Below are 23,613 nucleotides of genomic sequence, written 5' to 3' on the forward strand. Positions count from 1 at the left end.
AGAGGAGCAACAACTGCGAAAGGCCTTGGCGGCCAGCCTGAGGCCGTCGCAGCCACACGCCGCCCCCGGCTCCCATCGGTACGGACACCAACAGCAGCCCGTGTACCGGGGGCCGATCCCTGTGCCCGGGAATGCGATAGAAGAGGAGCAACAACTGCGAAAGGCCATCGAGGCAAGCCTGAATCAGCCCCCCTTGGGAGAGCTCATTGATTTCAACACTCCGGACACGGAATCGGAAAGGAACCATTGGTTCCCAGCCAGCGCGAGGGAGTCGCAGCCCCACGCCGCACCAGGCTCCCCCAATCGGTACGGGCAGCAACATCAACCTGTACATCAAGAGTCGATCCCTGTGCCCAGCAATACGTGGCAACAGGAACCCGCCGGTACGGCGTGGAATCCATTTGTGACGGCAGAAGAACCTGTGCTCTCTCCTCGCCATACGTCGACGGTTCGGCGACAACAAATTACACAGGAATCTACCCGTGTGTCCGAAGATGCGATGGACCCGGATCTCGAAGCGGCCTTGAAGGCAAGCCTCGCCGACATCGAGAGAGCCAACGAATGGAAGAACCATCCGAACTACAGCCATCTAAATATCGGAGACGCGCCTCGTGACGGCAATTGCTTCTTCCATTCGATCCTGCAGCTCGCGCGCGCCCAAATCGCAGAATCGATGAGAGTCGAGGCGCAGGCATTGGAACCGAAGCATATCCGTCAACACATTGCCTCGAAAACCATCGACCAGCTGATCCAATGCAAAAAAGGTGGTTCCGAGGCCGAGGCCTTGATGGAGCGCTATCCGCACCTTGAACTCATCAGGGACATTGAACCTGAAGACCAAAGGCTGCTTGACTTGAGAGATCCCCGGCAACTTGTGCATTTCATCTCGGCGGTGGGCGAGGATGCTGCAGTGCGCTGCAAACACATGACACCCGTCACGGTAACCAACCTTTATCACCTCGCGCGCGACACGTCATGGGATAACGCGCCCGGTGATTATTTCGCTGCTGCCACCGCCGCGGCGTTTCCAGGGCTGCGCATCACGGTTGAAACAGATCTTGGGCCGAAAACATTTGGCGAAGGCCAGAAAAAACCGAATATCGTGGTTCTGCACGACCGGCACTACGCTCCGGCAACTGAACGCCCCTGAGAGGCTCAGAGTATTTCGATCCTGCCCGCTCATCACGCCAAAAGACCCCTACTCGTCGTTGCAAATGCTCGCCATAGCCCGGGCTGTGGCTGCGCTTTGCGCCTAGATCAGGCGCCTTTTGACCTGCTGCTCGGACACCGCTCGAAAAACTCTCAGCCTCTGAAGCGGCGTCATTCATTTTTCGTTCGTGTCGCCCATCCACGCTTGCGATCCATCGTGGATGGCGCCTTCCACTGGCGTCGCCTTGGCCAGCACCATCCACGCCTGAAATGGAAGCTTCATTGCCCGCTTTGGCGCTGGTCGGGCGACGTCCAGGACGTGTCCTCCGGCAACGATCACGCCGCATTCGGGCGGGATCTCGTCCGGTTCGGCGATGCCTTCGCGGATAACGTACCTGCATTCGCCGTATAGCTGCAGGTAGGCCGCGCTCTTGCTCTCGCGCTTGAGGTCGCCGAGCAGGTCGGCGCGCCGGACCTTGACCTCGTGCACCACCGGCTCGAGGTATTCCTCCACCGTCGTGTTCCGGATGGAGAACACGTCGGGCATCGCCATCGCCCGGCCTTCGCCCACCTTGGCGCGCAGGTTCAGAGGCTGAGAGTATTTCGCAGCCCTGGCACGGCCAGCCCGCCGACCGACAGATGGCGCGCAGGCGCCGACGGTGAACGATGGTCAGCGAGCTCATGGCTGTCCAGCAGTCACTCGACCTTCACGCCGTTCCAGAACGCGACTCGACCTTTGATTTCGCGAGCCGCCTCGCTCGGCTCCGGGTAGTACCAGACGGCGTCCGGATTCATCTCGCCGTTGACCATCAGGCTGTAGTAATGCGCCTGCCCCTTCCATGAGCAACTCGTGCGGTGGTTGCTGAACGTGACGTACTGCTTGTTCAGGCTGCTCTCGGGAAAGTAATGGTTCCCTTCAACAACCACGGTGTCGTCGCTTTGGGCGATGACGGTGCCGTTCCAGGTGGCCTTCATCTGATCTCCTTGTTTAATTGGGCACCTCGGGCCCGTTCGTTGAAATGGGTACGCCCGTTCGGACTGAACCTTCGACGAGCTCACAACGCCTTGCGGCGTATCGAAGCCTCTTCCAGCGCCACAGGCGCCCTTCGATCGCGAAGCGACCCTGTCATGAAGTATCGAAGATCAAGCGAACGGGCGGAGCAGGAAGGTCATCTTCAAGCGTACAGCCCCGACGCCTTCTTCAAGCGCGCCGCAATCGAAGCCACCAGCGCCTTGTCGCCCACCACTTCCACGGTGTCGCCGTGGCGAAGAATGTCCATCGCCAATTCCGTCGGATCACTGTAGGGCACTTGCAACTCATAGCGCCCATCCGGCACCCAGCGAGTCTTCTGCCCCGCGTGCCACTCCTCGTTGGCCACCCACTGCGCCGCCTCGGCATTGAAGAGCAAGGTTGCCCACTTCACCTTCGCACCGCCGCCGCCATAGATGCCGTAGCCAGCATCGAGATCGGCCTCGAGTTCCTTCACCGCCACGTGCCTCGCCTTGCTGTCCAGCGGCTTGGCCTCCTGCACAGCGTCGAGTGCGAAGCGGCGCAATCCTTCGCTCGAATGGCACCATGCGTCGAGGTACCAGGTGTTGCGGTAATTCACGAGCCGCTGCGGCGACACTTCACGCTCGCTGGTGCTACGGTCGCTGCGCTTGAAGTAGCGCAACCACACCCGCTTGCGCTGCACCAGCGCGCTGCCCAGCAGCTCGAAATGGCGGCTGGGCACGCGGCGGCGCGCAGTGGAAATCACTTTCACCCGCCGCATCAGCTCGCGCGCTTCGCTTTCGTCGGCGCCGAGCATGCCCTGCAGCTTGTCCATCATCGGCGCGAGGTGGCGTGACAACACGCCGTCGTCATCGAGCCCCGCCATCAACTGGTGCATGGTGAGCAGGGCATGGATTTCCTTTTCGCTGAACCACATGCCCGGCAGCTCCTGTCGCCCGCCCTTGATGCCCGCCGATTCGGCATCGAAGCGATAGCCGTTGTCGAAGCGGTCGTAGACGATGGGTGCGGAGAGCCGGTCGCGCAAGTACTGCAAGTCGCGCTTGAGGGTGGCGGCTGAGACGTCGAGTTCGCGCTGCAAGGCGTCGAAACTCACGCACCCACGGCTTCGCAGCAGCAGCTCGATCTTGTAGAAACGTTCGGTTCTATCCATATTAAATGTCGCCCCAGCCGCTTCGCTCTGCCCCAAGGGGCGCCAGCCTGTCCTTGGGACGGCCCTGCGGATCAGCATGGCTTGAGGCAAACTTTGCCTTGTTCGTTGATATATCCGTTCCGAGGCTCACCAGGTGAGCCAGTGGATGAAAGCATACGGCATGCGACTCAATCATTTCCATGGCACTAGCTCACGTCACGAGCCAGTGGATCGCAACACTCGCTCCTATCGCAGCAGATGCCGCGATTCACAAATCGGCACGACAAACCAGGAGCGACCATGACCAGCGAACTCTTTACCGCAAACACCTTCACCGCCCACGAACACATCGGCTTCGAGCTCGGCTGGGACTACGCCCACTACCGCCTTGTGCCGCCGGCGCCGTATGCACAAGAACCCTCCGCGCTGCGCAACGGCTTGCTCGCCGGCCAAGCCGCCTTCGGCGCCCGCACACTGCCAGTCACACGGCCTGTGCGCAAGTGGCTGCAGCTGCGGCTGCACGCGTGGCTGCGCGGGCGCAGCGTCGAGCTGGTGCAGGTGACGCCACACTACCTGCAACAGCTCGACGTGAGCCACTGCCCCATTACCCGCGTGTCGCTCAGTACGGCCACCCTCGACAGCAGCGATGCCTCCATCGATCGCGTTCGCAATGACGCAGGCTATGCCGCCGGCAACTTGGCCGTCATGAGCACCAAGGCCAACCACGCCAAGGCAGGCTGCGGCTTTCACGACGCCTTGCGCTTTGTGAAGCAGATCGAAGCGGGAAAGCTCGGTGGGATGGACGGACTCACCGCCGCTCAATGGAGCCGCGTAGCGGTGCTGTGCAGCTTTGTCGAGCCGATGTCGCATGACGACGCCTGCATCGTCCCGATGCTCGTGCTGCCGCCGAACCGCCTGCGCATGTTCAACCCCGTGCAGGCACTGCAGGCCTTCGTCAGCCAGCAACTGCTCGCGCCGGGTTGGAGCCATCGCATGAGCCGCTTCGAGGCTCTGCTGCCGGGCAAGCCGGTCAAGCGCGCCTTCCTGACCTTCTTTCACGCCCTTCTCCCGCGGGTGCTGGAAGCGAGCCGCTCGGGCGCGCAACAGACTCGCTGGGCGATCGAGGACGCCTGGCGCAATCCGCTGGTGCTCAAGCGCTGGACGGCATTCGCCCGGCTATTGGCCGCCGAACAATGCGAAGCGCTGGTTGCCAAGGCCACGGCACGCAAGCTCGGATCGCTGCGCGTGCATCAGCTAGACGACGAGCAAGCCACTGAGGGATGGAATATCGAATCGCGGGGCTACGTTCCACACGCGGTGCAAATGAAGCGCGCGCCAATCTCCATCCCCATGGTCGAACCGCGCGCCGTGCAGGCCAGCCTGGAGTTGTGAGTTGAAACATCAGTAAGGACATGACTCGGACGTTTCCGTTTGGGCCGTGTCCCAACTACTCCCCACAACGACAAGTGACTGTTGCCGCCCCCCCCTGGTGCAGTGTTCCACGCAATGCGGAACATGAGACCGCGTCTTTATCCTCGCGATACCAGGGGAATCTTTGCAGTTTGCGCCTAGTCCACGCGGCCAAATCCATCGATCCTATTAAGTTCCGCATAGCGAGGAATAGTGCACTAGGTCATCAATCAGGGCGGCGCAGCTCCGCGGTTAACTCAATCAAACGTTTGATTTGACTGTTAGAGTGCCGCGGCATGTCCGCAACAGCACCCGAACGACACCGCGCTTCGCGCACCGACGGCGAGCAATCTCGTGAGAGACTGCTGCATGCTGGGCTGCGTCTGTTCGCCACGCAGGGCTACGCCAAGACCTCGACCCGCGAAATCGCCGAAGCGGCCCATACCAACGTAGCGGCCATCAGTTATTACTTCGGCGACAAGGCGGGTCTTTATCGTGCCGTGTTCCTGGAGCCGATCGAAGCGCCGCCGCAGGACATGTCGGCATTGTTCAACGACACTTGTTCGCTGAAAGACGCTCTGCCGTGCATGATGAATGGCCTCATCGCGCCCTTGAAACATGACGAGACTGCGCGGCTGTGCATCAAGCTGCATTGCCGCGAAATGCTCGAACCCACAGGACTGTGGGAAGAAGAGATCGCCAACGGCATCAAGCCCATGCACGCCGCGCTGGTCGCACTGCTGTGCAGACACTTCGGGTTGCAAGAGGCCGACGACGAGGTGCACCGGCTTGCGGTGTCCATCGCCGGGCTCGGCGTGCATCTCTTTGTGAGCCGCGACGTGATCGAGGCGCTTGCGCCTCAACTGTCTGCCACGCATGACGCGGTGGACCTCTGGGGTGAGCGACTCGTGATGTACGCGCAAGCCATGATCGAAGCCGACGCCAAGCGCCGCAAGAAGGCGTGCCAACTGAGCGGGGGCGTCGACATCGCCTTCCGCAAGAGGAAAAACAAGCAATGAATGAACGACCCGCCGTTGCCATGCTGCGCGATCCGCATACGCTTCGAACACCCCTGACAGCGAGCCTTGCAGCCGCGTTCCTGCTGAGCGCCTGCGCCGGCACGCCAACCACGGACGCCGCGTCCACGCCGACGGCACCCGCGCGATGGGAAGCCCCCCTGCCCCACCAGGGCCAGACCACCGACCTCACCCGGTGGTGGCAGCAGTTTGACGACCCTGCGCTCGCAGAGTTGATCACCGCCGCCGAGAACGTGAGCCCGACGCTCGCGTCCGCTCGGTCGCGCATCGCACAGGCACGCGCAACGCGAACCGCGGCGGGCGCTGCGCTGGGGCCCAACGCCAATGCAACAGCGAGCCTCGTGCGCGGTCGGCAAGACTTCATCACGCCGGTCGGCACCACCGCATCCGCAGACTTTCAGGCTGCCTGGGAGATCGATGTCTTTGGCGGCGGCCGCGCAGGTCGCACCGCGGCACAGGCCCGCCTCGAAGGTGCGCAGGCCGGCTGGCATGAGGCGCGGGTGTCCGTCGCCGCGGAGACCGCCACGAACTACCTGGCCTTGCGCGCCTGCGAAGCGCAGGCAGAACAGTCACAGGCCGACGCTGCATCGCGAGCCGAAACCGCGCGACTCACACAGCTCACCGCCAAGTCGGGCTTCCAGGCGCCCGCCACCGAAGCCCTCGCCCGTGCCAGTGCGGCGCAGGCATCGGCACAGCTCACTGCTCAGCGTGCGCAGTGCGACATCGACGTGAAGGTGCTGGTTGCGTTGACGGGCATCGATGAGGCGGCCTTGCGTTTGCAGCTCGCGCCGCGCAAAGCGGTGTTGCCCCAGCCATCGGAGATTGTTGTCACGGCCGTCCCGGGTGAGGCGCTCAGCCAGCGCCCCGACCTGTACGCTGCCGCGCGCGACCTCGTTGCCGCCAGCGCCGACGTGTCGCAGGCACGCGCGCAACGCATGCCGCGCGTGAGCCTCAACGGGTCGCTCACCGCCGGGCGCTTCGAATCCGGTGGGGCGTCGACCAATGGCACGCTCTGGTCCATCGGACCGCTGAGCGTGACCCTACCGATTTTCGACGGCGGCACGCGTGCGGCCAATGTCGATGCGGCACGTGCACGCTACGACGAAGCATCGGCAACCTACCGCGGCAAGCTTCGCCATGCGGTGCGCGAAGTCGAGGAGGCCCTTGTGCAACTTCAAAGTACGGCCTCTCGCAGCGAAGACGCACGCATCGCGGCTGAAGGTTTCCGCGCGTCATACCGCGCCACGGAAGCGCGTTTTCGCGGCGGCCTCACGAGCCTCTTCGAACTCGAAGACTCGCGCCGGACCGCTGTACAGGCCGAAAGTCAGCTGATTGAGTTGCAGCGCGAACGCGTCGCCGCCTGGATCACGCTGTACCGCGCCCTCGGCGGCGGCTGGACCGCGGCAGACCTGCAAACCGCCGGCGCCGCGAGCGACAACGTCGAAATGACCACACCGAACAAAGTCACACCATGAAGATCCAGCGCAAACCCATCGCAGCCGCCCTGTCCGTTGTCATCGCCTCGGGCGTCTTGGCCACAGGCCTCATCGCCTTCGGCGCGCGTGCCGCGGACGAGCCCAAGGCGCCAGCCTCGGCACCCAAGGCCGCCCTGACCGTCACGACCACCACGCCGCAGACCCTGGCCATTCCGCTGAAGATCAGCGCCAACGGCAACATTGCCGCGTGGCAGGAGGCCATCGTCGGCACTGAGGCGAACGGCCTGCGGCTGGCCGACGTGCGCGTGAACGTCGGCGACATCGTCAAACGCGGCCAGGTGCTTGCGAGCTTCGCGCCGGACACCGTCCTGGCCGAGCTGAACCAGACGCGTGCCGCCGTGGCTGAGGCCGAGGCCACCCTTGCCGAAGCATCCGCCAACGCACAGCGGGCACGCGAGTTGTCGACCACAGGCGCCTTGAGCGCACAGCAGATCAACCAGTACCTCACTGCCGAACGCACGGCGAAGGCTCGGCTCGATGCGCAGCAAGCCGCCGCGAAGACCCAGCAACTCCGACTCCAGCAGACCAAGGTGCTCGCGCCCGACAGCGGCGTGATCTCCTCACGCAGCGCCACCATCGGCGCGGTGATGCCGGCGGGTACGGAAATGTTCCGCTTGATTCGCGGGGGCCGCCTCGAATGGCGCGCCGAAGTGACCGCGAGCGACCTTGCACGCATCAAGCCTGGCGTCGCGGTCCAGGTGAGCACGCCCAGCGGCGGCCACATTCCGGGCAAGGTGCGAATGGTGGCGCCCACGGTCGACGACAAGACGCGCAACGGCATCGTCTACGTCGACATGACGGGCAACGGCGAGGCCAAGGCCGGCATGTTCGCGCGAGGCGACTTCGAGATCGGCTCGGGCGAGGGCCTCACGCTGCCGCAAAGTGCGGTGCTTCGGCGCGAAGGGTTCAGCTACGTGATGCGCGTGGGGCCCGATTCGAAGGTCGCCGAGACCAAGATCAGCGTCGGCCGACGCGTCGGCGACCGCGTGGAAGTCACCGGCGGCATCGACGCAACGACACGTGTCGTTGCTTCTGGCGCCAGCTTCCTCGTGGATGGCGACACGGTGCGCGTGGCAGATGCCATGCCAGTCAAGGCTGGCGTCAAGACTGCCAGTGCCATCACCACCAGGGTGAACAAATAAGGGGATGGCGATGAACGTTTCTGCCTGGTGCATACGCAACCCTATCCCATCGATGCTGTTGTTCATCATGCTCACGATCGTGGGCATGATGAGCTTCAAGGCGATGAAGATCCAGAACTTCCCGGACATCGACCTGCCCACCGTCATCGTCTCAGCGTCGCTTCCGGGCGCGTCGCCCGCGCAGCTGGAAACCGATGTGGCACGCAAGATCGAGAACTCCGTCTCCACGGTGCAAGGCGTCAAGCACATCTACACCGCGGTGCAGGACGGCGTTGCGACGATCACGGTCGAGTTCCGCCTTGAAAAGCCCACTCAGCAAGCGGTGGACGATGTGCGCGATGCCGTCTCGCGCGTGCGCTCCGACTTGCCCGGCGATATGCGCGACCCGGTCATCACGAAGATGGAGCTCGCGGGCACACCCATCCTCACCTACACCGTTGCGTCGTCGCGCATGGACGACGAGGCGCTGTCGTGGTTCGTCGACAACCAGATCTCGCGCTCGATGTTGAGCGTACGGGGCGTGGGCAGCGTGTCCCGTGTGGGCGGCGTGTCGCGAGAAGTGCGGGTCGAACTCGATCCGCTGCGATTGCAGGCCTTGAACACCAGCGCAGCCGACATCTCGCGCCAGTTGAAGCAAACGCAGCGCGAAGCTGCCGGCGGCCGCACCGACGTGGGCGGGGCCGAGCAATCGGTGCGCACCATTGCCACCGTGCAATCCGCCGAAGAACTCGGCGCCATGGACATCGCCTTGAGCGACGGCCGCCACGTGCGGCTCGACCAAGTCGCCTCCGTGCGCGACACCGTGGCCGAGCAACGCTCGGGCGCGATGCTCAACGGCAAGCCCGTCGTGGGCTTCGAGATTGTGCGCAGCCGCGGCGCCAGCGAGGTCGACGTGGCCAACGGCGTGCGCGCCGAGCTCGAGCGGCTCAAAGTGGCGCACCCGGAGATCCTCTTCACCGAAGCCTTCAACTTCGTCGACCCGGTGGTCGAGAACTACAACGGCTCGATGACCCTGCTGTACGAAGGCGCCGCCCTCGCAGTGCTTGTCGTGTGGCTTTTCCTGCGCAACTGGCGTGCGACGCTGGTGTCGGCCACAGCCTTGCCACTGTCGGTGATTCCAGCCTTCGCGGCGATGTACTGGTTCGGCTTCACGATCAACGTCGTGACGCTGCTCTCGCTGTCGCTGGTGGTCGGTATCCTGGTCGATGACGCGATCGTCGAGATCGAGAACATCATGCGGCACTTGCGAATGGGCAAGTCACCATTCCAGGCCGCGATGGAAGCAGCGGATGAAATCGGCCTCGCCGTCATTGCCACGAGCTTCACGCTGATCGCCGTCTTCCTGCCCACCGCCTTCATGGCGGGCGTGCCCGGCAAATTCTTCGTTCAGTTCGGCTGGACCGCCGCCATCGCAGTCTTTTTCTCGCTGGTGGTGGCACGAATGCTCACGCCGATGATGGCCGCCTACATCCTCAAGCCGCAGCCGGAACACGCCGATCCGGCGTGGATGGCGATGTACATGCGCTGGGCAGCATGGGCATTCAAGCACCGCATCAAGGTGTCGCTCGCCGCCATCGGCTTCACGGTCGCGTCATTCGCCCTCGTCGGGTTGTTGCCCACTGGCTTCATCCCGCCCGACGACCTGTCGCAGACCCAGGTGAGCGTCACGCTTGCGCCGGGCAGCACCTACAGCCAGACCGCCGCGGCGGCCGAGCAGGCACGCCAGATCGTCTCCAAAAACCCGCACATCAAGCTCATCTACACGGCCATCGGCGGCGGCGCCACCGGCAGCGATCCATTCATGCCCGGCGGCGCTCCCGAGGTGCGCAAGGCCACGCTCACCATCAACATGACGCCTCGCGGCGAGCGCCGCGGCGTGAGCAAGCAGGCGATCGAATCGCAATTGCGCGAAGCCCTCGTGGCGTTGCCCGGTGCGCGTGTGAAGGTCGGCTTCGGCGGCTCATCAGAGAAGTTCCTGCTGGTGCTCGCGGGTGAAGACGGCCGCGTGCTGGCCGACCAGGCGCGGCTCGTGGAACGCGATCTGCGCAGCATCCCCGGCATCGGCGCCGTCACGTCCACGCTCAGTCTTGTGCGGCCCGAAGTCATCGTGCGGCCGGACTTCGCTCGTGCCGCCGACCTGGGCGTCACCTCTGCGGCTATCGCCGACACGCTGCGCATCGCCTTGTCGGGTGACTACGACCAGGCACTTGCCAAGCTCAACCTGTCGCAGCGGCAGGTGCCCGTGGTGGTGAAGCTCACCGCCGACGCCCGGACCGACCTCGAACTGCTGTCGCGCCTGTCGGTGCCCGGCGCCAAGGGGCCGGTGATGCTTGGCAACGTCGCGACCTTCGGCATCGACAGCGGGCCCGCGCAGATCGACCGCTACGACCGGCTGCGCAACATCAACTTCGAGATCGAACTCAACGGCCAGCCACTTGGCGAAGTGGAAAAGAGAGCACTTGCCTTGCCGAGCCTCGCCAAGCTACCGCCGGGCGTGATCCAGCGCAGCGTGGGCGATGCCGAAGCCATGGCCGAGTTGTTCTCGAGCTTCGGCCTCGCGATGCTGACCGGTGTGATGTGCATCTACATCGTCCTCGTGATGCTGTTCAAAGACTTCGTGCAGCCGATCACGATCCTGATGGCGCTGTTTCTCTCGATCCCGGGCGCCTTCCTCGCGCTCTTCCTCACGCACACCGCCGTGTCGATGCCATCAATGATCGGCTTGATCATGCTCATGGGCATCGCGACCAAGAACTCCATCTTGCTGGTGGAGTACGCCATCATGGCCCGGCGCGACCGCGGCATGACGCGCATGGAAGCATTGCTCGACGCCTGCCACAAGCGCGCCCGCCCGATCGTGATGACCACCATTGCCATGGCCGCCGGCATGCTGCCCATCGCGATCGGCCTGGGCGTGGACCCGAGCTTCCGTTCGCCAATGGCCATCGTCGTGATCGGCGGGTTGATCACCTCCACGTTCCTGAGTTTGCTGGTGATTCCCGTGATCTTCACTTTCGTGGATGACGCTGTGCAGAAGATTCAGGCACTGTTCAAGCACCACCACCATCACGCGCGGAATGCGCCGCCGCCCGGGGGGCCGAATCCGGCGTTGAAGGCGCCAGAGATCGAACCGCCGAAGGCGTGAATTTGGTAAGTTGGCTTGTTGCGCCGGTCTCTCTCCGATAGGGGTTGACCCTTCGTCGCGCAGTCACGCGGCAAGGCTCTTGCAGCCACGGCGTGGGTGGCAACCCGGCAACCCGGAGCGGGCAATTTGTGAACGGGGGCGAGCGCGCTCGCTTACGCCCTTTGCGCTTAGTGCCACCGACTCCCCCAGATGGGTGATGGGGCGCCTGTGTCTGCGCACGTACAGTCGCCCGCTGCATCGATAACAGGGACGCAATGCGACGGTTGCCACCGTTCGCTCCTGTACGTCGCCTCTGTACTGATCTCATCCCTTCCCGCCCCATGAACCTCGCCGACCTCGTCGACATCGTCAAATTCACCACCCCCTTCGCCGAGCCACCCTTCGACCAGAACAACCGACCCGTGCGCCTGGCCTTCGCAGGCCAGCAAGGCCGGTTGTTCCAGGACCTGCTCCTGCCGCACCGCATCGACATCACCGAAGCCGTGTGCCAGGGCACGACGGCGCACATCACCTGTCTGACCCCGCGCGCCGACCTGCCGCTCGAAGAACTCCTGGGCCTGCCCATGGAAGCGCAACTCGTCACCGACCGGGGCGAACTGCGCCGCTTCTGCACCATCGTCACCGACGTCGTGCAGGGCCAATCCGACGGCAGCCTCACCACCTTGCAGCTCACCGGCCGCGACGCCTTCGCGGTGCTGGACTGGCGCTGCAGCAACCGCATCTTCCTCAACAAGAGCCCGCTGGAAGTCGTGCGGATCGTGCTCGACGGTGTGCGCCAGCGCTTTCCCGCACTGGCCCAGGCCTTCGATTACCTGCTGCCGGGCATCGACGAGGCCCGCTACCCGCAGCGCGCCTTCACGTTTCAGTGCCACGAAAGCGATGCCCAATTCATCCGTCGCCTGCTGCGGCGCAATGGCATCTCCTGGTTCTTCCGCCCCGGGCAGAAAGACGACTACCCGATGCAGGAACTCGTGCTGTTCGACGACGCATCGAAGCTGCCCGAGAACGCTGCTGGCGCAGTGCGCTACCAGCGCCGCGACGGCACCGAGGAGCGCGATTCCATCAACCTGCTGGCCCCCGCCCGAACGCTCGTGGGCGGCGCCGTGGTGCGCAGCAGCTACGACCACGATGCTGCCCGCGTGGACGTGGAAAACGGCATCAGCGGCGTCGACCAGGGCACGAGCGGCAACCGCCTGGCCGCAGCGCTGGTGGACGCGCGCATCGAACTGCCCCACGCCGGCGATTCCTGGGACCACCACGAGCGGCTGACCCGCCTGGACATGCGGCGCATCGACGCCCGGGCGTCATGCCTGCACGGCATCGGCGGCGTACGCGATCAGGCCGTGGGCGAATGGAACCGCATCGACGGCCACCCGCAGATCGACACCCTGCCGGCGCACGAACGCGGCTTCGTCACGCTGCGCATGCAGCACGAATGCGAGAACAATTTTGCGAAAGAGCTCAACGAACGCGCGCAGGCGCTGCTGGCGTCCAGCGAGACGAGCATCCGCGGCTGGGTGGGCCGCTCCCAAGGTGGCAAGGACGGCGAACAGCGCTACACGAATCGATTCACTGCGGTACGCCGCGACAGCGCCATCGTGCCGGCGTGGAACCCCGAGACCGACCTGCCACGCATGCCGCTGATGACGGCGGTGGTCCTGGGCGCGGAGGGCGAACCGGTCCAGTGCGACGAACTCGGCCGCGTCAAGGTGCGCATCCTCGGCCTGGACCCGCTGGACGACGAGTCTGCCCAGACCCATGACACCACCGCCTGGGTGCGCGTGGACTACATGTGGGCGGGCAACGGGTTCGGAATCATCTTCCCGCTACGGGCAGGCATGGAAGTTTCTCTGGGCTGGGAGCAGGGGGACGTGGACCGGCCCGTGATTACCGGATGCCGCTACAACGCACGCAACATCCCGCCACGCTTCGACCACCTGGGCAGCCTTCCGAACAACGGTGCCTTGAACGGGGTCGTGACGCAAGAGCTTAACGGACAGCAACAGCAGCAACTGCGCTTCAACGACACCCACGGCAAGATCAGCACCCAGCTCGGCACGGACCACGCGGCGACCCAGATCAACATGGGCTGCTTGAGCACGCCGATGAACGAAGGGAAAACCGAGCCGCGCGGCGAGGGTTTCGAAGGCCGCACCGACAGCAGCCTCGCACTGCGCGCGGCCATGGCGATGCTGCTGAGCACCTACGCGCGGCCCAACGCTACAGGCCACCAACTGAGCTGCGAAGAGTTGGCGGGGCACCTGAGTGCTGCGCTGGCGCAAGCCACCGCGCAAGGCCAGTCAGCCTCGGACAACCAGGCCGATGGCACCGACACCGCTGCACAGCAGCAGTTGCGCGATCACGTCGACCACTGGCAGAACGGCTCCAACACCGCGCCCAATGCAGCAGGCGGTGGACAGCCCATCATCGGCCTGTCGGCCGCAGCCGGCATCGTTGCAGCGACGCCCGAGTCCGCCACGCTCAGTGCAGGCAAGAGCCTCGACCTCGTGGCCGCGCAACACATCCAACTCAGCGCGGGCAAGCGGTATGCGGTGCGCGCGGCCGAGTCCATCTCGCTGTTCGCGCATCGCCTGGGCGCGAAGATCGTGGCTGCCATGGGCGCGCTCAAGTTGCTCGCGCTCAAGGGGCCAATTGAGATCGGCGCCAGTGAGAGGGTGCACATCTACTCCAGCGGCGGCCAGATCATTGCCGAAGCGCCCGATGGAATCGTCTGGCGCACCAGGGGCGCGGAGGTCACGCTCCAGGACGGCAAGATCACTTTCAATGCCACGGGCGAGTTTGCAGCCAAAGCATCGAACTTCACGTTTGACGGGCCGGGCAGTGTGGCCGGACCGAGCAACGTGCTGGCGGCCAAGGACGTGCAGTACGACCAGAGAATCGTGCTGCGCCACATGGGCACCGACGAACCCATGCCCCACCAGCGCTATCGCGTCACGACCGAAGAAGGCCAGAGTTTCGATGGAAAGACCGACGAACATGGCTTGACCCAGCGCTTCCCGCTCAGCATCGCTTTTGGCCGCTACATCATTGAGCCGCTGTACGACTGACCTCGCACCGGCCCGCACCGACAACACCAACCCACTGCCATGACCGAAGGTTTCAAACTCCCTGCCAACACGAGCTCCTACGCCAACCAGAAGGTTGAGGGCTTCGCCACGCCGAAGGCCGACACGTCGCACCAGTGCGCCGTCTTTCTGCCCAAGCGCGTGCTGCCCATCATCTTCCTGCCCGGCATCATGGGCTCGAACCTGCGCATCACCAATCCAGAGCGCATACGACGCCTCGGCCAGACCGACAACAAGGCATGGCGACCCGATGATCTTGGTGCCACCAGCGCGCATGCCGCCTCCACAGTCAGTCCACGCGAGCGCCAGTTGCGCCTAGACCCAGCCACGACCGCAGTGGACATCTACAACCCAAATGGCCCAAGTGATGAGAGTGGTGACGGCCGCCACGGCAACGTCAAGCTCGCAAGTGATTTCACCTCCGCGCTGCTGGCCGACGACCCGCCGACGAAGGACAAGGAAATACGCCGCACCGCGGTGCAAAAGGCTCGCATACGGGGCTGGGGCGAGGTGTACTTCAAGAGCTACGGGGAGTTGCTTCAGCACCTGGAATCGCGACTGAATGGCACTTTCTCGAACGGCAAGATGCAGCCCGCCTGGCAAGACGTGGTAGGCGTCAATCCAAGCGCATGGCGGCCCGATGCCACCTTGCCACAGCAGCCCCTGACCGAAGAGGAACTGAAGAAAGTCGCCACGGGTTGCTGGTTCCCGGTGTACGCGTTCGGCTACAACTGGCTGCAATCCAACGGCGTGAGCGCCAAGGCGATTGGCGCGCGCATCACAGCGGTGATGAAAAGCCTGAACGATTCAGGCTTCGAGTGCCCCAAGGTGATTGTTGTCACCCACAGCATGGGCGGGATGGTGGGACGCGCGCTCATCCATCCCGACTATGGCGGCCTAAAGGACAGCGTGCTGGGCATCGTGCATGGTGCCCAGCCGGCCATCGGCGCCGCTGCGGCCTACAAGCGCATCAGGGCCGGGTTTGAAGACCCCGGGATCATGCATGGCATCGAGGCCAGCGTCGGCTCGAAAGTGGCAGGCAATATGGGAGACGAGGTGACGGCGGTACTGGCCAATGCGCCCGGCGGATTGGAATTGCTCCCTACCCAGGCCTATGGCAATGAGTGGCTGCAGGTCACACACGATGGACATCGCCTGGACGCTTGGCCGAAAAAGGGCGACCCGTATGAGGAAATCTACAAGGTGCGTGGCAAGTGGTATTCGCTCATCAGGGAGGAGTGGATCAATCCGGCCGATCTGCCTCCGGCACTCTCCAGTTGGAATGAAACAGTCAAGAAGATTCAGCGTGCGAAAGGCTTTCACCAAGCCATAACTGACACATACCACGACTGCAGTTACGCCCACTACGGTGCCGATCCAGAACACCTGAGCTTCGGCAACGTGGTGTGGGATATCAGCAGGAACTGCGGCGACACCACCGGGTGGGACACGTGGCCCATCCTCGGCGACACGCGGCAGGGCCGGCTGGACTTGGTGCGATGGGATGAAGCCAAGCCGAACAAGGCGTTTGCACGTGGCCCCGGAGCCACGACGCCCATGCCCATTCAAGCCACGATCCTGCCTCCGACCGAACTGGGTGATCAGACGGTGCCGGTACGATCTTCTGACCATCAGTTGCGCAGCGGCAGGTTCAAGGGCGTCTTTCGCCAGACGGGCTACGAGCATCAAGGCAGCTACAAAGATCCGCGCGCCGTGGCCTCCACGCTCTACAGCATCGTGCGCATTGCACAGCAAGCCAAGTGGAAGGACTGCCCATGAAGATCATGCGCCTCTGCATGGCAGCACTTCTGAGCACAGCGGCGATGCTCGCCGCCTGCGACCCCTATCCAAAATCCTGGAAGACGCCAAACATGACTAACTTGAGCCCGCGATTGCAGCCTTTGTTTGCGAGAACGAAAACTGTGTGCTTCGGCCGATTCGTAATTGATGTGCCGGAAACTATGGAATTGATTTGGGGACAAGCAATGACCCCACTAACCGTTGACGTCTTTGAGGACTCTGGCCAGCTAGTCGTGGAACGCGTAGCCCATCGGGAAGCGGAGCTAAAGGCGGACATCCGTTTTCCGACGTTCAAGAAGCTCCCCATGTACTTCGAGACCTTGGTTGGTGCCAAGCAAGGTCAGCGCATCGTGATCAGCCAGCGAGAAGCCGACACTGATGGAGAGTTTCGGATTGAGTCCTTCTCCGCAATGGGGAAAGATCTGCTCTTGGTGAGCACGTTTGCGGACCAGCGGGACAAGGAACGCACTTTGACCGAAGTCAACGAGATGGTTCTTCGACTGAGGCCGCATCTCGAAACCGAAGTGCCTGCCGAACCTGGCTTGTGCATCGACCACGCGTTCCTGCCCGACAAACCCGGGGCCGGCAAGGAGAAGCCCGATCCCGAGCACATCCGCATCGGCTTCCGACTGAAGCAATTTCCCGACGCTCATTTGTCCATCTACACGGCGCCCGCGAACCCGCACGACACGAGCGGCGACTCGCTGGAAGGACAACTCAAGCGCACGGAAGAAGAAGCGAAGAAGTCCGGCAAGGGCAATCCCTATGCGGCGCTCAAATTCTTTCGCAGAGACAAACGGCAAATCCACGACTGGAAAACCGGCTACGAGATCTTGACACGAACCCCGGATGAAGAGGGCTCGCATGGTCATCATGACTTCTGGATGAAGTTCACCGGAGTTGCCTACGACGTGTTCAACCCCTACGCCGATATCCAGTTCAAGACCGGCGTCGAGCACGACGGGGCCGGAGCCACCAAGCCCAGCCTCACCGACGAAGAAGCCGTCGCGCTGTGGGACAAGCTCACCGCGTCTATCCGCGTTCGCCCGACGGGCGGCGGAGTCAAGACCAGCGACGCCACACCGCCCAATGCGCCCCTCGGCGAACTCGCCGCCACCGGCCGCGCCTGTGTGCAAACCGGCTGGTGGGAGTCCGTGGACGATGACACGGTCAACGCCGCCCGACGCCAGCACATCAAGGCCGGCGAGCGGATGCCCCAGGTAGCGAAGCTGGGCAAGGCAGGCTTGCTGGACCGGCTCAGAGGCGAGCAGCCCGTCTATCGAGGCCCCACGATGTGGAAGCTGGTGGGCTACGGCACCCCGCCGGAAGCGCCTATCGCTACCGGCACCACGCCGCCCGTAGCGGTTGCACTCATGGACACCACGCCTGCCGGCGAGACGCCTGTGACCGCATCGCCTCGGGACGCCGACGACACACCTCCCACTGACAAGGCCTGACTATGACCAAGAAAATCATTCGCCTCGGCGACCCCACCGATCACGGCGGCCAAGTGACCGTCAGTGGGGCCCCGCACTTCACCGTGGACAGCATCGCCGTGGCACTCAAGGGCGACGCATGCAATTGCCCCAAGCACGGTCACGAAGATTGCACCATTGCCGAGGGCGATCCGAGCCACACGATCAATGGCACGCCTGTGGCCTATGAAGGCCACAAGACCACCTGCGGCGCGATGCTGCAATCGACCATCGACAAGTACACAAGGAGTAGAGGCAGTGATCAGCGATGCCATGGCCTGTCTCGATAGTGCAACCTCCGCGATGCGCGCTCTGGCGTGTGTCGCGCCATCGCCGTTCCCCGCAATCATCACTGGCGTGGGGGCCGTGCTTGCAACGGTTGTCACGTACATGGGTGGGGCGTACTGGGTACAAGGGCGAGCACTGAAGCTGAAAACGACGCGATTGCAATGGCTCAGGCAATCGCTGTGCGGCGGCAAACATGTGAAATGCCCAGCTTTGCTCAACGAGTTGGAATTTCAGCTCGCTTACGGATATCGCTACGACGAGAACGAGATTGCGTTTGCCACAGCCAGACTCAATCCCAGTCAAATATTGCACGACATCCGTTACGCCAAGTCCTATGTTCGGTTTGACGCCACCAGGGATGCCTACACGGCTTCCGGGTCAGAGCAACGCAAATTCTGGAATCTTGATAGGCGGATCAAGCTTGCAGGTGCTATGGCCTTCAGTCTCTGGATGTTGATTGGCGTCGGATTGGTGAGCCTGTTTTTCTTCCCGATCGGCGCGGCCCTACTCATCGTTGAGTGTGGCGTAGGCTTCGTGCTACTGATCGATCTAGTCCGGGGCTTGACAAGCGCGCAGCGCTTGTGCGCTTTGACGCCAGACCGTGTCCGACCCAAGCGAAAGACGCCAAATGTCAAAGCGCCTGAGCGCCACGCCCTTGCGTCCCCAATGCATGAAGCCAAACGAACCCAAAGTTCACCATAGTCACGTAGAACAACCCACGCGAACGTGGCTTTGCTTGGAACCCGCTTTTCAAGTCAGCCCCAATGATCTAACGTCCACTATTCACCCACATCGAAAGGTCTGCCATGGCTTCCACCGTTTCGCGTCTGCCCGGCAAGTTCGTCTGGTTCGAGCAAGTCTCGAACGACATCGCGAAGGCCCGGGCTTTCTACCAGCAACTTTTCGGCTGGCACGTCGAAAGCATGCCGATGGGTGACAAAACCTACTACATGATCCAGAACGGCGATAAGGGCATCGGCGGCTTGCGCACCGCCGAGCCGGGGATGCCGAACCACTGGATCTCCTACATGTCGGTCGACAATGTGGACAAGAGCTTCGCGCGTGCCACGGCTAACGGCGCCAAGGCGACCCTCCCACCCACCGACTTCCCCACCGTGGGCCGCGGCGCGGGCCTGACCGACCCGACCGGTGCCAACTTCTGCTTGTGGACCTCGCTCGATGGCGATGCCCCCGATGTGGAAAAGGCACCCTTCGGAAGCTGGGTCTGGAACGAGCTCTGGACACCCGATGTCAAACGCGCACTCGCCTTCTATGAAGGCACGTTCGGCTACACCCATGACGTGATGAACGTAGGCGAGCAAGGTGACTACTTCATCCTCAAGACCGGCGACAAGTCGCGCGGGGGCGTCTTCCAGACACCGGACGCTGCCACGCCCCCGATGTGGATGCCCTACGTGCACGTAGAAGACTGCGATGCCAGCGCGGCCAAGGCCACGAAGCTCGGCGCCAAGGTCTTCATGCCACCCACCGAGGTGGCGGGCGTGGGCCGCTTCGCCGCGATGTTCGATCCACTGGGCGCCGCTGTCGCCATCATCCGGCCGCAGCCTCTGAGTTCGTAGCGGCGACACACGCAGCCTCCCGCGGCGGCTCACGCCGCGGGGTGTCGCAGCCGAAACGTCAGTGCGCCGGATCGTTCGCAGAGCCGTTGGGTGTTCGCCGATGTTCGAGCCGGTCTTCGAGTTCGCCGATGTAGGCCGATAGCGAATTTCCGGTTTCCTGCAGCGCAACGCTGTTGTGCTGCTCGAGCTGATCGATTCGCGCCAGAATCTGGGCCAGCATGTCGGCATTGATCTGTGCCGCTGCGCGCATTTCAGCGTTCACGAAGCTGTGCAGTTCCGTGAAACGCGAAGCCTCGGCTTTGTCGACCAGGTCACGCTGCAATTGCAGCTCTTTCGCGTGCCGTCGTGAATCCATCAGCGCGGCGCCCTGCACGTAGATCAGGAAGGCCAAGCACATCGCACCGAGCAGGAAGGTCACCGCCAGCATGATCGCGCCGATGGGCGCCTCGACCGTGCCGAACACAAGCCACAAGGTCGTCGGCGTGGTGAAGGCTTGCCAGTTCAGCAATGCGAACAACACCGTGAGCGCCAGCACTGCAAAGAGAAACAGGGTGCGAAACCGCATGATGGTCTCCTAGGCCCAGGGACGACCTCCATGGAGCAATCGGCGATCCCGCCGCATCGGCTCAGAGGCTCAGCCTCTCAGTCGGGAACGGTGCTTGCCTCGTCTTCGGCATACGCCGCGTGCACGGCATGAATGCCCATGACCAAGAATCCGACCACCCTTTCGTTTCGCATCCTGACCGTGAATACTCACAAGGGATTCACGATCTTCAACCGTCGATTCATCCTGCACGAGCTGCGCGACGCCGTTCACGCGGTGTCCGCGGACATTGTCTTCCTGCAGGAAGTGATGGGCAGCCACGACCTGCACGCCGCCCGGATCGCCAACTGGCCGTCGAATTCGCATTACGAATTCCTCGCCGACACGATGTGGACGAGCTACGCCTACGGCCGCAACGCGGTCTATCCAAATGGGCATCACGGCAATGCGGTGTTGTCGAAGTTTCCGATCGTGCGTCACGAAAACCGGGATGTGTCCGTCGGCAAGACCGAAGAGCGCGGTCTGCTGCACTGCATATGCCAACTTCCAGAACACAACATCGAGGTACATGCAATCTGCATCCACCTCGGTCTGCAAGAAGGACATCGGCAACAGCAGATCGAACTGCTGTGCAAGATGATCAACGAACTGCCACCCGAGGCGCCGCTCGTGATCGCCGGCGACTTCAACGACTGGCGCATGCGCGGGCACCGGCAGCTCGAGAAATGCGCTGGAGTGCGTGAAGTCTTCGTGCACGCCAACGGCCATGCCGCCAAGACGTTCCCGGCGCGACTGCCACTCTTTCAGCTCGACCGCATCTACGTACGCAATGCCACCGTGCACCGGCCCATCGTGTTGCCCAACCGGCCGTGGTCGCACCTGTCGGACCATGCTCCGCTCGCAGCGGAGGTTCTGCTGTGAACACGCGTTGGAAAACGGGCAACCGCTTTCGCCTGCTGGAGAACGGCGAAGAGTTTTTCCCTGCCGTCTTCGAAGCCATCGAGTCGGCCAGGCACGAAGTGATCATCGAGACCTTCATCCTCTTCCAGGACAAAGTCGGTCTCGCCTTGCAGCGATGCCTGCTCGATGCGGCCAGGCGCGGCGTGCAAGTGGACGTGACCGTCGACGGCTACGGCTCGCCAGGCCTGACCGCCGGCTTCATTGAATCGCTGACATCGGCGGGCGTGCGCTTTCACGTCTTCGATGCGCGGCCGCGGCTCTTCGGCCGCCTGCGCACCAACCTCTTTCGCCGCATGCACCGCAAGATCGTGGTTGTCGACGGCGCGAAGGCCTTCGTCGGCGGCATCAACTATTCCGCGGATCATCTCGCCGACTACGGCCCCGAGGCCAAGCAGGACTACGCCGTAGAGGTGAAGGGGCCGATCGTCGAGGAGATCCATCACTTCGTGCACGAGGCCGTCTCACCCGGTCAGGGTCGGCTGCGGTGGTGGCGCAGGGACAAGGCGCAGGTCTCGCACGGCGGTCAGGCTGCAGGCGATGCGGCAGCACTCTTCGTGACGCGCGACAACCGTGAACATCGCGACGACATTGAGCGCCACTACCGCATTGCCCTGCGCGCGGCGCGACACGAGGTGCTCATCGCCAACGCCTACTTCTTCCCCGGCTATCGCCTGCTCAAGGAATTGCGCCGGGCGGCGCAGCGTGGCGTGCGCGTGTCCCTCATCCTGCAGGGACACCCCGACATGCCGATTGTGAAGATCGCGGCACGCATGCTCTACGACCATCTGCTGCGATCGGGTGTGCGGATCTTTGAATACTGCGAACGGCCGCTGCACGCCAAAGTCGCGCTCGCTGACGACGAATGGGCCACGGTCGGATCGAGCAACCTCGATCCGCTGAGCCTCGCGCTCAACCTCGAAGCCAACGTGATCATTCGAGACCGGGGGTTCGCCGCCGTGCTGCGCGAGCATCTGAAAGCCCTGATGGAAAAGAGCTGCAATGAGATCGATCCGAAAAGAGAAATGGACCGATCGTGGTGGAGGCTTGCGGCAAGCTACTTCGCCTTTCACCTCATCCGGCGATTTCCCGCCTGGGCCGGCTGGCTGCCTGCGCACAAGCCCGTCCTCACGCCAGCACGTGAGTTTGCAGTCAATGACAACGCCGTCCCCTTGTCTGCGCAGGGTGCGAGCGGTGAAGCATCGTCGCCAATGCCATGGCATTGGCGCAGCGGTGAAAACGTGGTGACCGCAGGCGACCAACGGCACGAGGCCGATTGCCCCGTGTCATGAACCGCGCCACCTCCGCCCTGCGCCCGGCCGAAGAGCAGCAGGCCCAGCACACGCGGTGGTGGCCGCGCGTTCGCCGCGTGCTCACGCTCGTATTCTTTGCCGGCGTGGCGACTCTGCTGTACTCACAGGCGCGCCACATCGAATGGGGCGAGGTACTCGATGTCATCGCGGGGCTTCCCGCCTCGAGCATTTTCGCGGCGGCCGCCTTCGCCGCACTGAGCTATGGCATCTACAGCAGCTATGACTTGCTCGGGCGTGCCTGGACCTCGCACGGACTGCCCGCATGGAAGGTGATGGCTGTGACCTTCGTGAGCTATGCCTTCAACCTCAACCTCGGCACGCTGGTCGGCGGTTTCGCCTTTCGCTTCCGCCTGTATTCGGGTTTTGGATTGGGCAACGCCATCATCACGCGTGTGCTCGCCCTGAGCCTCACGACCAACTGGCTCGGCTACCTCGCAGTCGCAGGCGGCGTGTTCGCCTTCGGCGTGATCGCGCCGCCGCCGGGGTGGGAGATCGGCGCGACCGCCTTGCACGGCGTTGGCTTCGCGATGGTGGGCGCTGCCGTCGCCTACCTCGTGCTGTGCGGAGCCTCCCGCCGGCGCGAATGGACCTTGCGCGGCCACGAGATCTCGCTGCCGCCGCTGCGTCTTGCGGCAATGCAGCTTCTTCTGTCCTGCGCCAACTGGAGCGTGATTGCAGCCGTCATCTTCGTGCTGATGCCGGGCAATGTCGCCTACCCTGCGGTGCTGGGCGTGCTGCTGACGGGCGCGCTCGCTAGCGCGATTGCGCACATTCCCGCCGGCCTTGGCGTGCTCGAAGCGGTGTTCATCGCCCTGCTGGTGCCGCCCCTGTCGCGCGGCGAAGTGCTGGCGGCATTGCTGGCGTACCGCGCGTTGTATTACCTCGCGCCCTTGCTGATAGCGTGCGGCGCTTATCTCTTTCTCGAAGCGGTCGCCAAAAAGCAGCGCAACGGGTGCGATTCAAACTGATGTGAAGTCATCAACACCCGTTCGCCCTGATCCTTCGATACCTCAGGACTGGGTCGCTTCGCGATCGAAGGGCTTGTGGAGC

General features: G+C 63.4%; 19 protein-coding genes. 15 read left to right on the forward strand and 4 right to left on the reverse strand.

The features are described 5' to 3' along the window. Positions 1–1,150, forward strand: a 1,150-nt coding sequence (locus AC30NL_RS11505; protein ID WP_489464136.1) for an OTU domain-containing protein, incomplete at its 5' end; no start/stop codon positions are given. Positions 1,151–1,324: 174 nt separating this feature from the next. Here the strand turns inward: AC30NL_RS11505 and AC30NL_RS11510 are convergent. The 3 genes from AC30NL_RS11510 to AC30NL_RS11520 all read right to left on the reverse strand — a co-directional run bounded on the left by AC30NL_RS11510 (position 1,325) and on the right by AC30NL_RS11520 (position 3,311). After that, positions 1,325–1,702: a hypothetical protein gene (locus AC30NL_RS11510; protein ID WP_489464137.1), complete on the reverse strand. Its 378-nt coding sequence runs from the start codon at positions 1,700–1,702 to the stop codon at positions 1,325–1,327. 143 nt (positions 1,703–1,845) lie between these two features. After that, the gene (locus AC30NL_RS11515) at positions 1,846–2,124 is read right to left on the reverse strand and encodes a DUF427 domain-containing protein (RefSeq protein ID WP_489464138.1); all 279 of its coding nucleotides are present in this window, start codon (positions 2,122–2,124) and stop codon (positions 1,846–1,848) included. Positions 2,125–2,324: 200 nt separating this feature from the next. Then, positions 2,325–3,311, reverse strand: coding sequence for a helix-turn-helix transcriptional regulator (locus tag AC30NL_RS11520; protein ID WP_489464139.1), 987 nt, complete (start codon positions 3,309–3,311; stop codon positions 2,325–2,327). A gap of 279 nt (positions 3,312–3,590) precedes the next feature. Between AC30NL_RS11520 and AC30NL_RS11525 the strand changes: the two genes are divergently transcribed. The 11 genes from AC30NL_RS11525 to AC30NL_RS11575 all read left to right on the forward strand — a co-directional run bounded on the left by AC30NL_RS11525 (position 3,591) and on the right by AC30NL_RS11575 (position 19,749). Beyond that, a complete protein-coding gene (locus AC30NL_RS11525; RefSeq protein WP_489464140.1) occupies positions 3,591–4,682 on the forward strand; it encodes a hypothetical protein in 1,092 nt (363 codons plus the stop codon). Between the two features lie 314 nt (positions 4,683–4,996). After that, positions 4,997–5,719, forward strand: a complete 723-nt coding sequence (locus AC30NL_RS11530) for a CerR family C-terminal domain-containing protein (protein WP_489464141.1) — start codon at positions 4,997–4,999, stop codon at positions 5,717–5,719. Then, positions 5,716–7,212, forward strand: coding sequence for an efflux transporter outer membrane subunit (locus AC30NL_RS11535; RefSeq protein ID WP_489464142.1), 1,497 nt, complete (start codon positions 5,716–5,718; stop codon positions 7,210–7,212). Before AC30NL_RS11530 ends, AC30NL_RS11535 begins: the two co-directional genes overlap by 4 nt. After that, positions 7,209–8,375 carry an efflux RND transporter periplasmic adaptor subunit gene (locus AC30NL_RS11540; RefSeq protein ID WP_489464143.1) on the forward strand — a complete coding sequence of 389 codons (1,167 nt, stop codon included), beginning with the start codon at positions 7,209–7,211 and terminating at the stop codon, positions 8,373–8,375. Before AC30NL_RS11535 ends, AC30NL_RS11540 begins: the two co-directional genes overlap by 4 nt. A 10-nt stretch (positions 8,376–8,385) precedes the next feature. After that, positions 8,386–11,520, forward strand: coding sequence for an efflux RND transporter permease subunit (locus AC30NL_RS11545; protein ID WP_489464144.1), 3,135 nt, complete (start codon positions 8,386–8,388; stop codon positions 11,518–11,520). A gap of 320 nt (positions 11,521–11,840) precedes the next feature. Beyond that, a complete protein-coding gene (locus tag AC30NL_RS11550) occupies positions 11,841–14,588 on the forward strand; it encodes a type VI secretion system Vgr family protein (protein WP_489464145.1) in 2,748 nt (915 codons plus the stop codon). A gap of 39 nt (positions 14,589–14,627) precedes the next feature. Continuing rightward, a complete protein-coding gene (locus AC30NL_RS11555; protein WP_489464146.1) occupies positions 14,628–16,385 on the forward strand; it encodes an esterase/lipase family protein in 1,758 nt (585 codons plus the stop codon). A 92-nt stretch (positions 16,386–16,477) separates the two neighbouring features. After that, positions 16,478–17,863 carry a T6SS immunity protein Tli4 family protein gene (locus AC30NL_RS11560; protein WP_489464154.1) on the forward strand — a complete coding sequence of 462 codons (1,386 nt, stop codon included), beginning with the start codon at positions 16,478–16,480 and terminating at the stop codon, positions 17,861–17,863. A 2-nt stretch (positions 17,864–17,865) separates the two neighbouring features. Continuing rightward, positions 17,866–18,171, forward strand: a complete 306-nt coding sequence (locus AC30NL_RS11565) for a PAAR domain-containing protein (protein WP_489464147.1) — start codon at positions 17,866–17,868, stop codon at positions 18,169–18,171. Continuing rightward, positions 18,140–18,871, forward strand: coding sequence for a hypothetical protein (locus AC30NL_RS11570; protein ID WP_489464148.1), 732 nt, complete (start codon positions 18,140–18,142; stop codon positions 18,869–18,871). Before AC30NL_RS11565 ends, AC30NL_RS11570 begins: the two co-directional genes overlap by 32 nt. Positions 18,872–18,975: 104 nt before the next feature. Beyond that, positions 18,976–19,749 carry a VOC family protein gene (locus AC30NL_RS11575; protein ID WP_489464149.1) on the forward strand — a complete coding sequence of 258 codons (774 nt, stop codon included), beginning with the start codon at positions 18,976–18,978 and terminating at the stop codon, positions 19,747–19,749. Between the two features lie 58 nt (positions 19,750–19,807). Here the strand turns inward: AC30NL_RS11575 and AC30NL_RS11580 are convergent, their stop codons facing one another. Next, positions 19,808–20,314 (reverse strand): LapA family protein, encoded by a 507-nt coding sequence (locus AC30NL_RS11580; RefSeq protein ID WP_489464150.1) that lies wholly within the window; start codon positions 20,312–20,314, stop codon positions 19,808–19,810. Between the two features lie 138 nt (positions 20,315–20,452). Here AC30NL_RS11580 and AC30NL_RS11585 point away from each other — a divergent pair, with 138 nt between their 5' ends. The 3 genes from AC30NL_RS11585 to AC30NL_RS11595 are packed head-to-tail and all read left to right on the forward strand — an operon-like array spanning position 20,453 to position 23,531. Continuing rightward, on the forward strand, positions 20,453–21,214 hold the full coding sequence (locus AC30NL_RS11585; protein ID WP_489464151.1) for an endonuclease/exonuclease/phosphatase family protein: 762 nt from the start codon (positions 20,453–20,455) through the stop codon (positions 21,212–21,214). Continuing rightward, positions 21,211–22,542 carry a cardiolipin synthase ClsB gene (clsB, locus tag AC30NL_RS11590; RefSeq protein WP_489464152.1) on the forward strand — a complete coding sequence of 444 codons (1,332 nt, stop codon included), beginning with the start codon at positions 21,211–21,213 and terminating at the stop codon, positions 22,540–22,542. The genes AC30NL_RS11585 and clsB overlap by 4 nt, the downstream gene beginning before the upstream one ends. Beyond that, entirely contained in the window at positions 22,539–23,531 is a 993-nt protein-coding gene (locus AC30NL_RS11595) for a putative bifunctional lysylphosphatidylglycerol flippase/synthetase (RefSeq protein ID WP_489464153.1), read from the forward strand. Before clsB ends, AC30NL_RS11595 begins: the two co-directional genes overlap by 4 nt. Positions 23,532–23,613: the final 82 nt, after the last annotated feature.

Source organism: Rhizobacter sp. (genome assembly GCA_021153565.1).
Taxonomy (GTDB): domain Bacteria; phylum Pseudomonadota; class Gammaproteobacteria; order Burkholderiales; family Burkholderiaceae_C; genus Albitalea.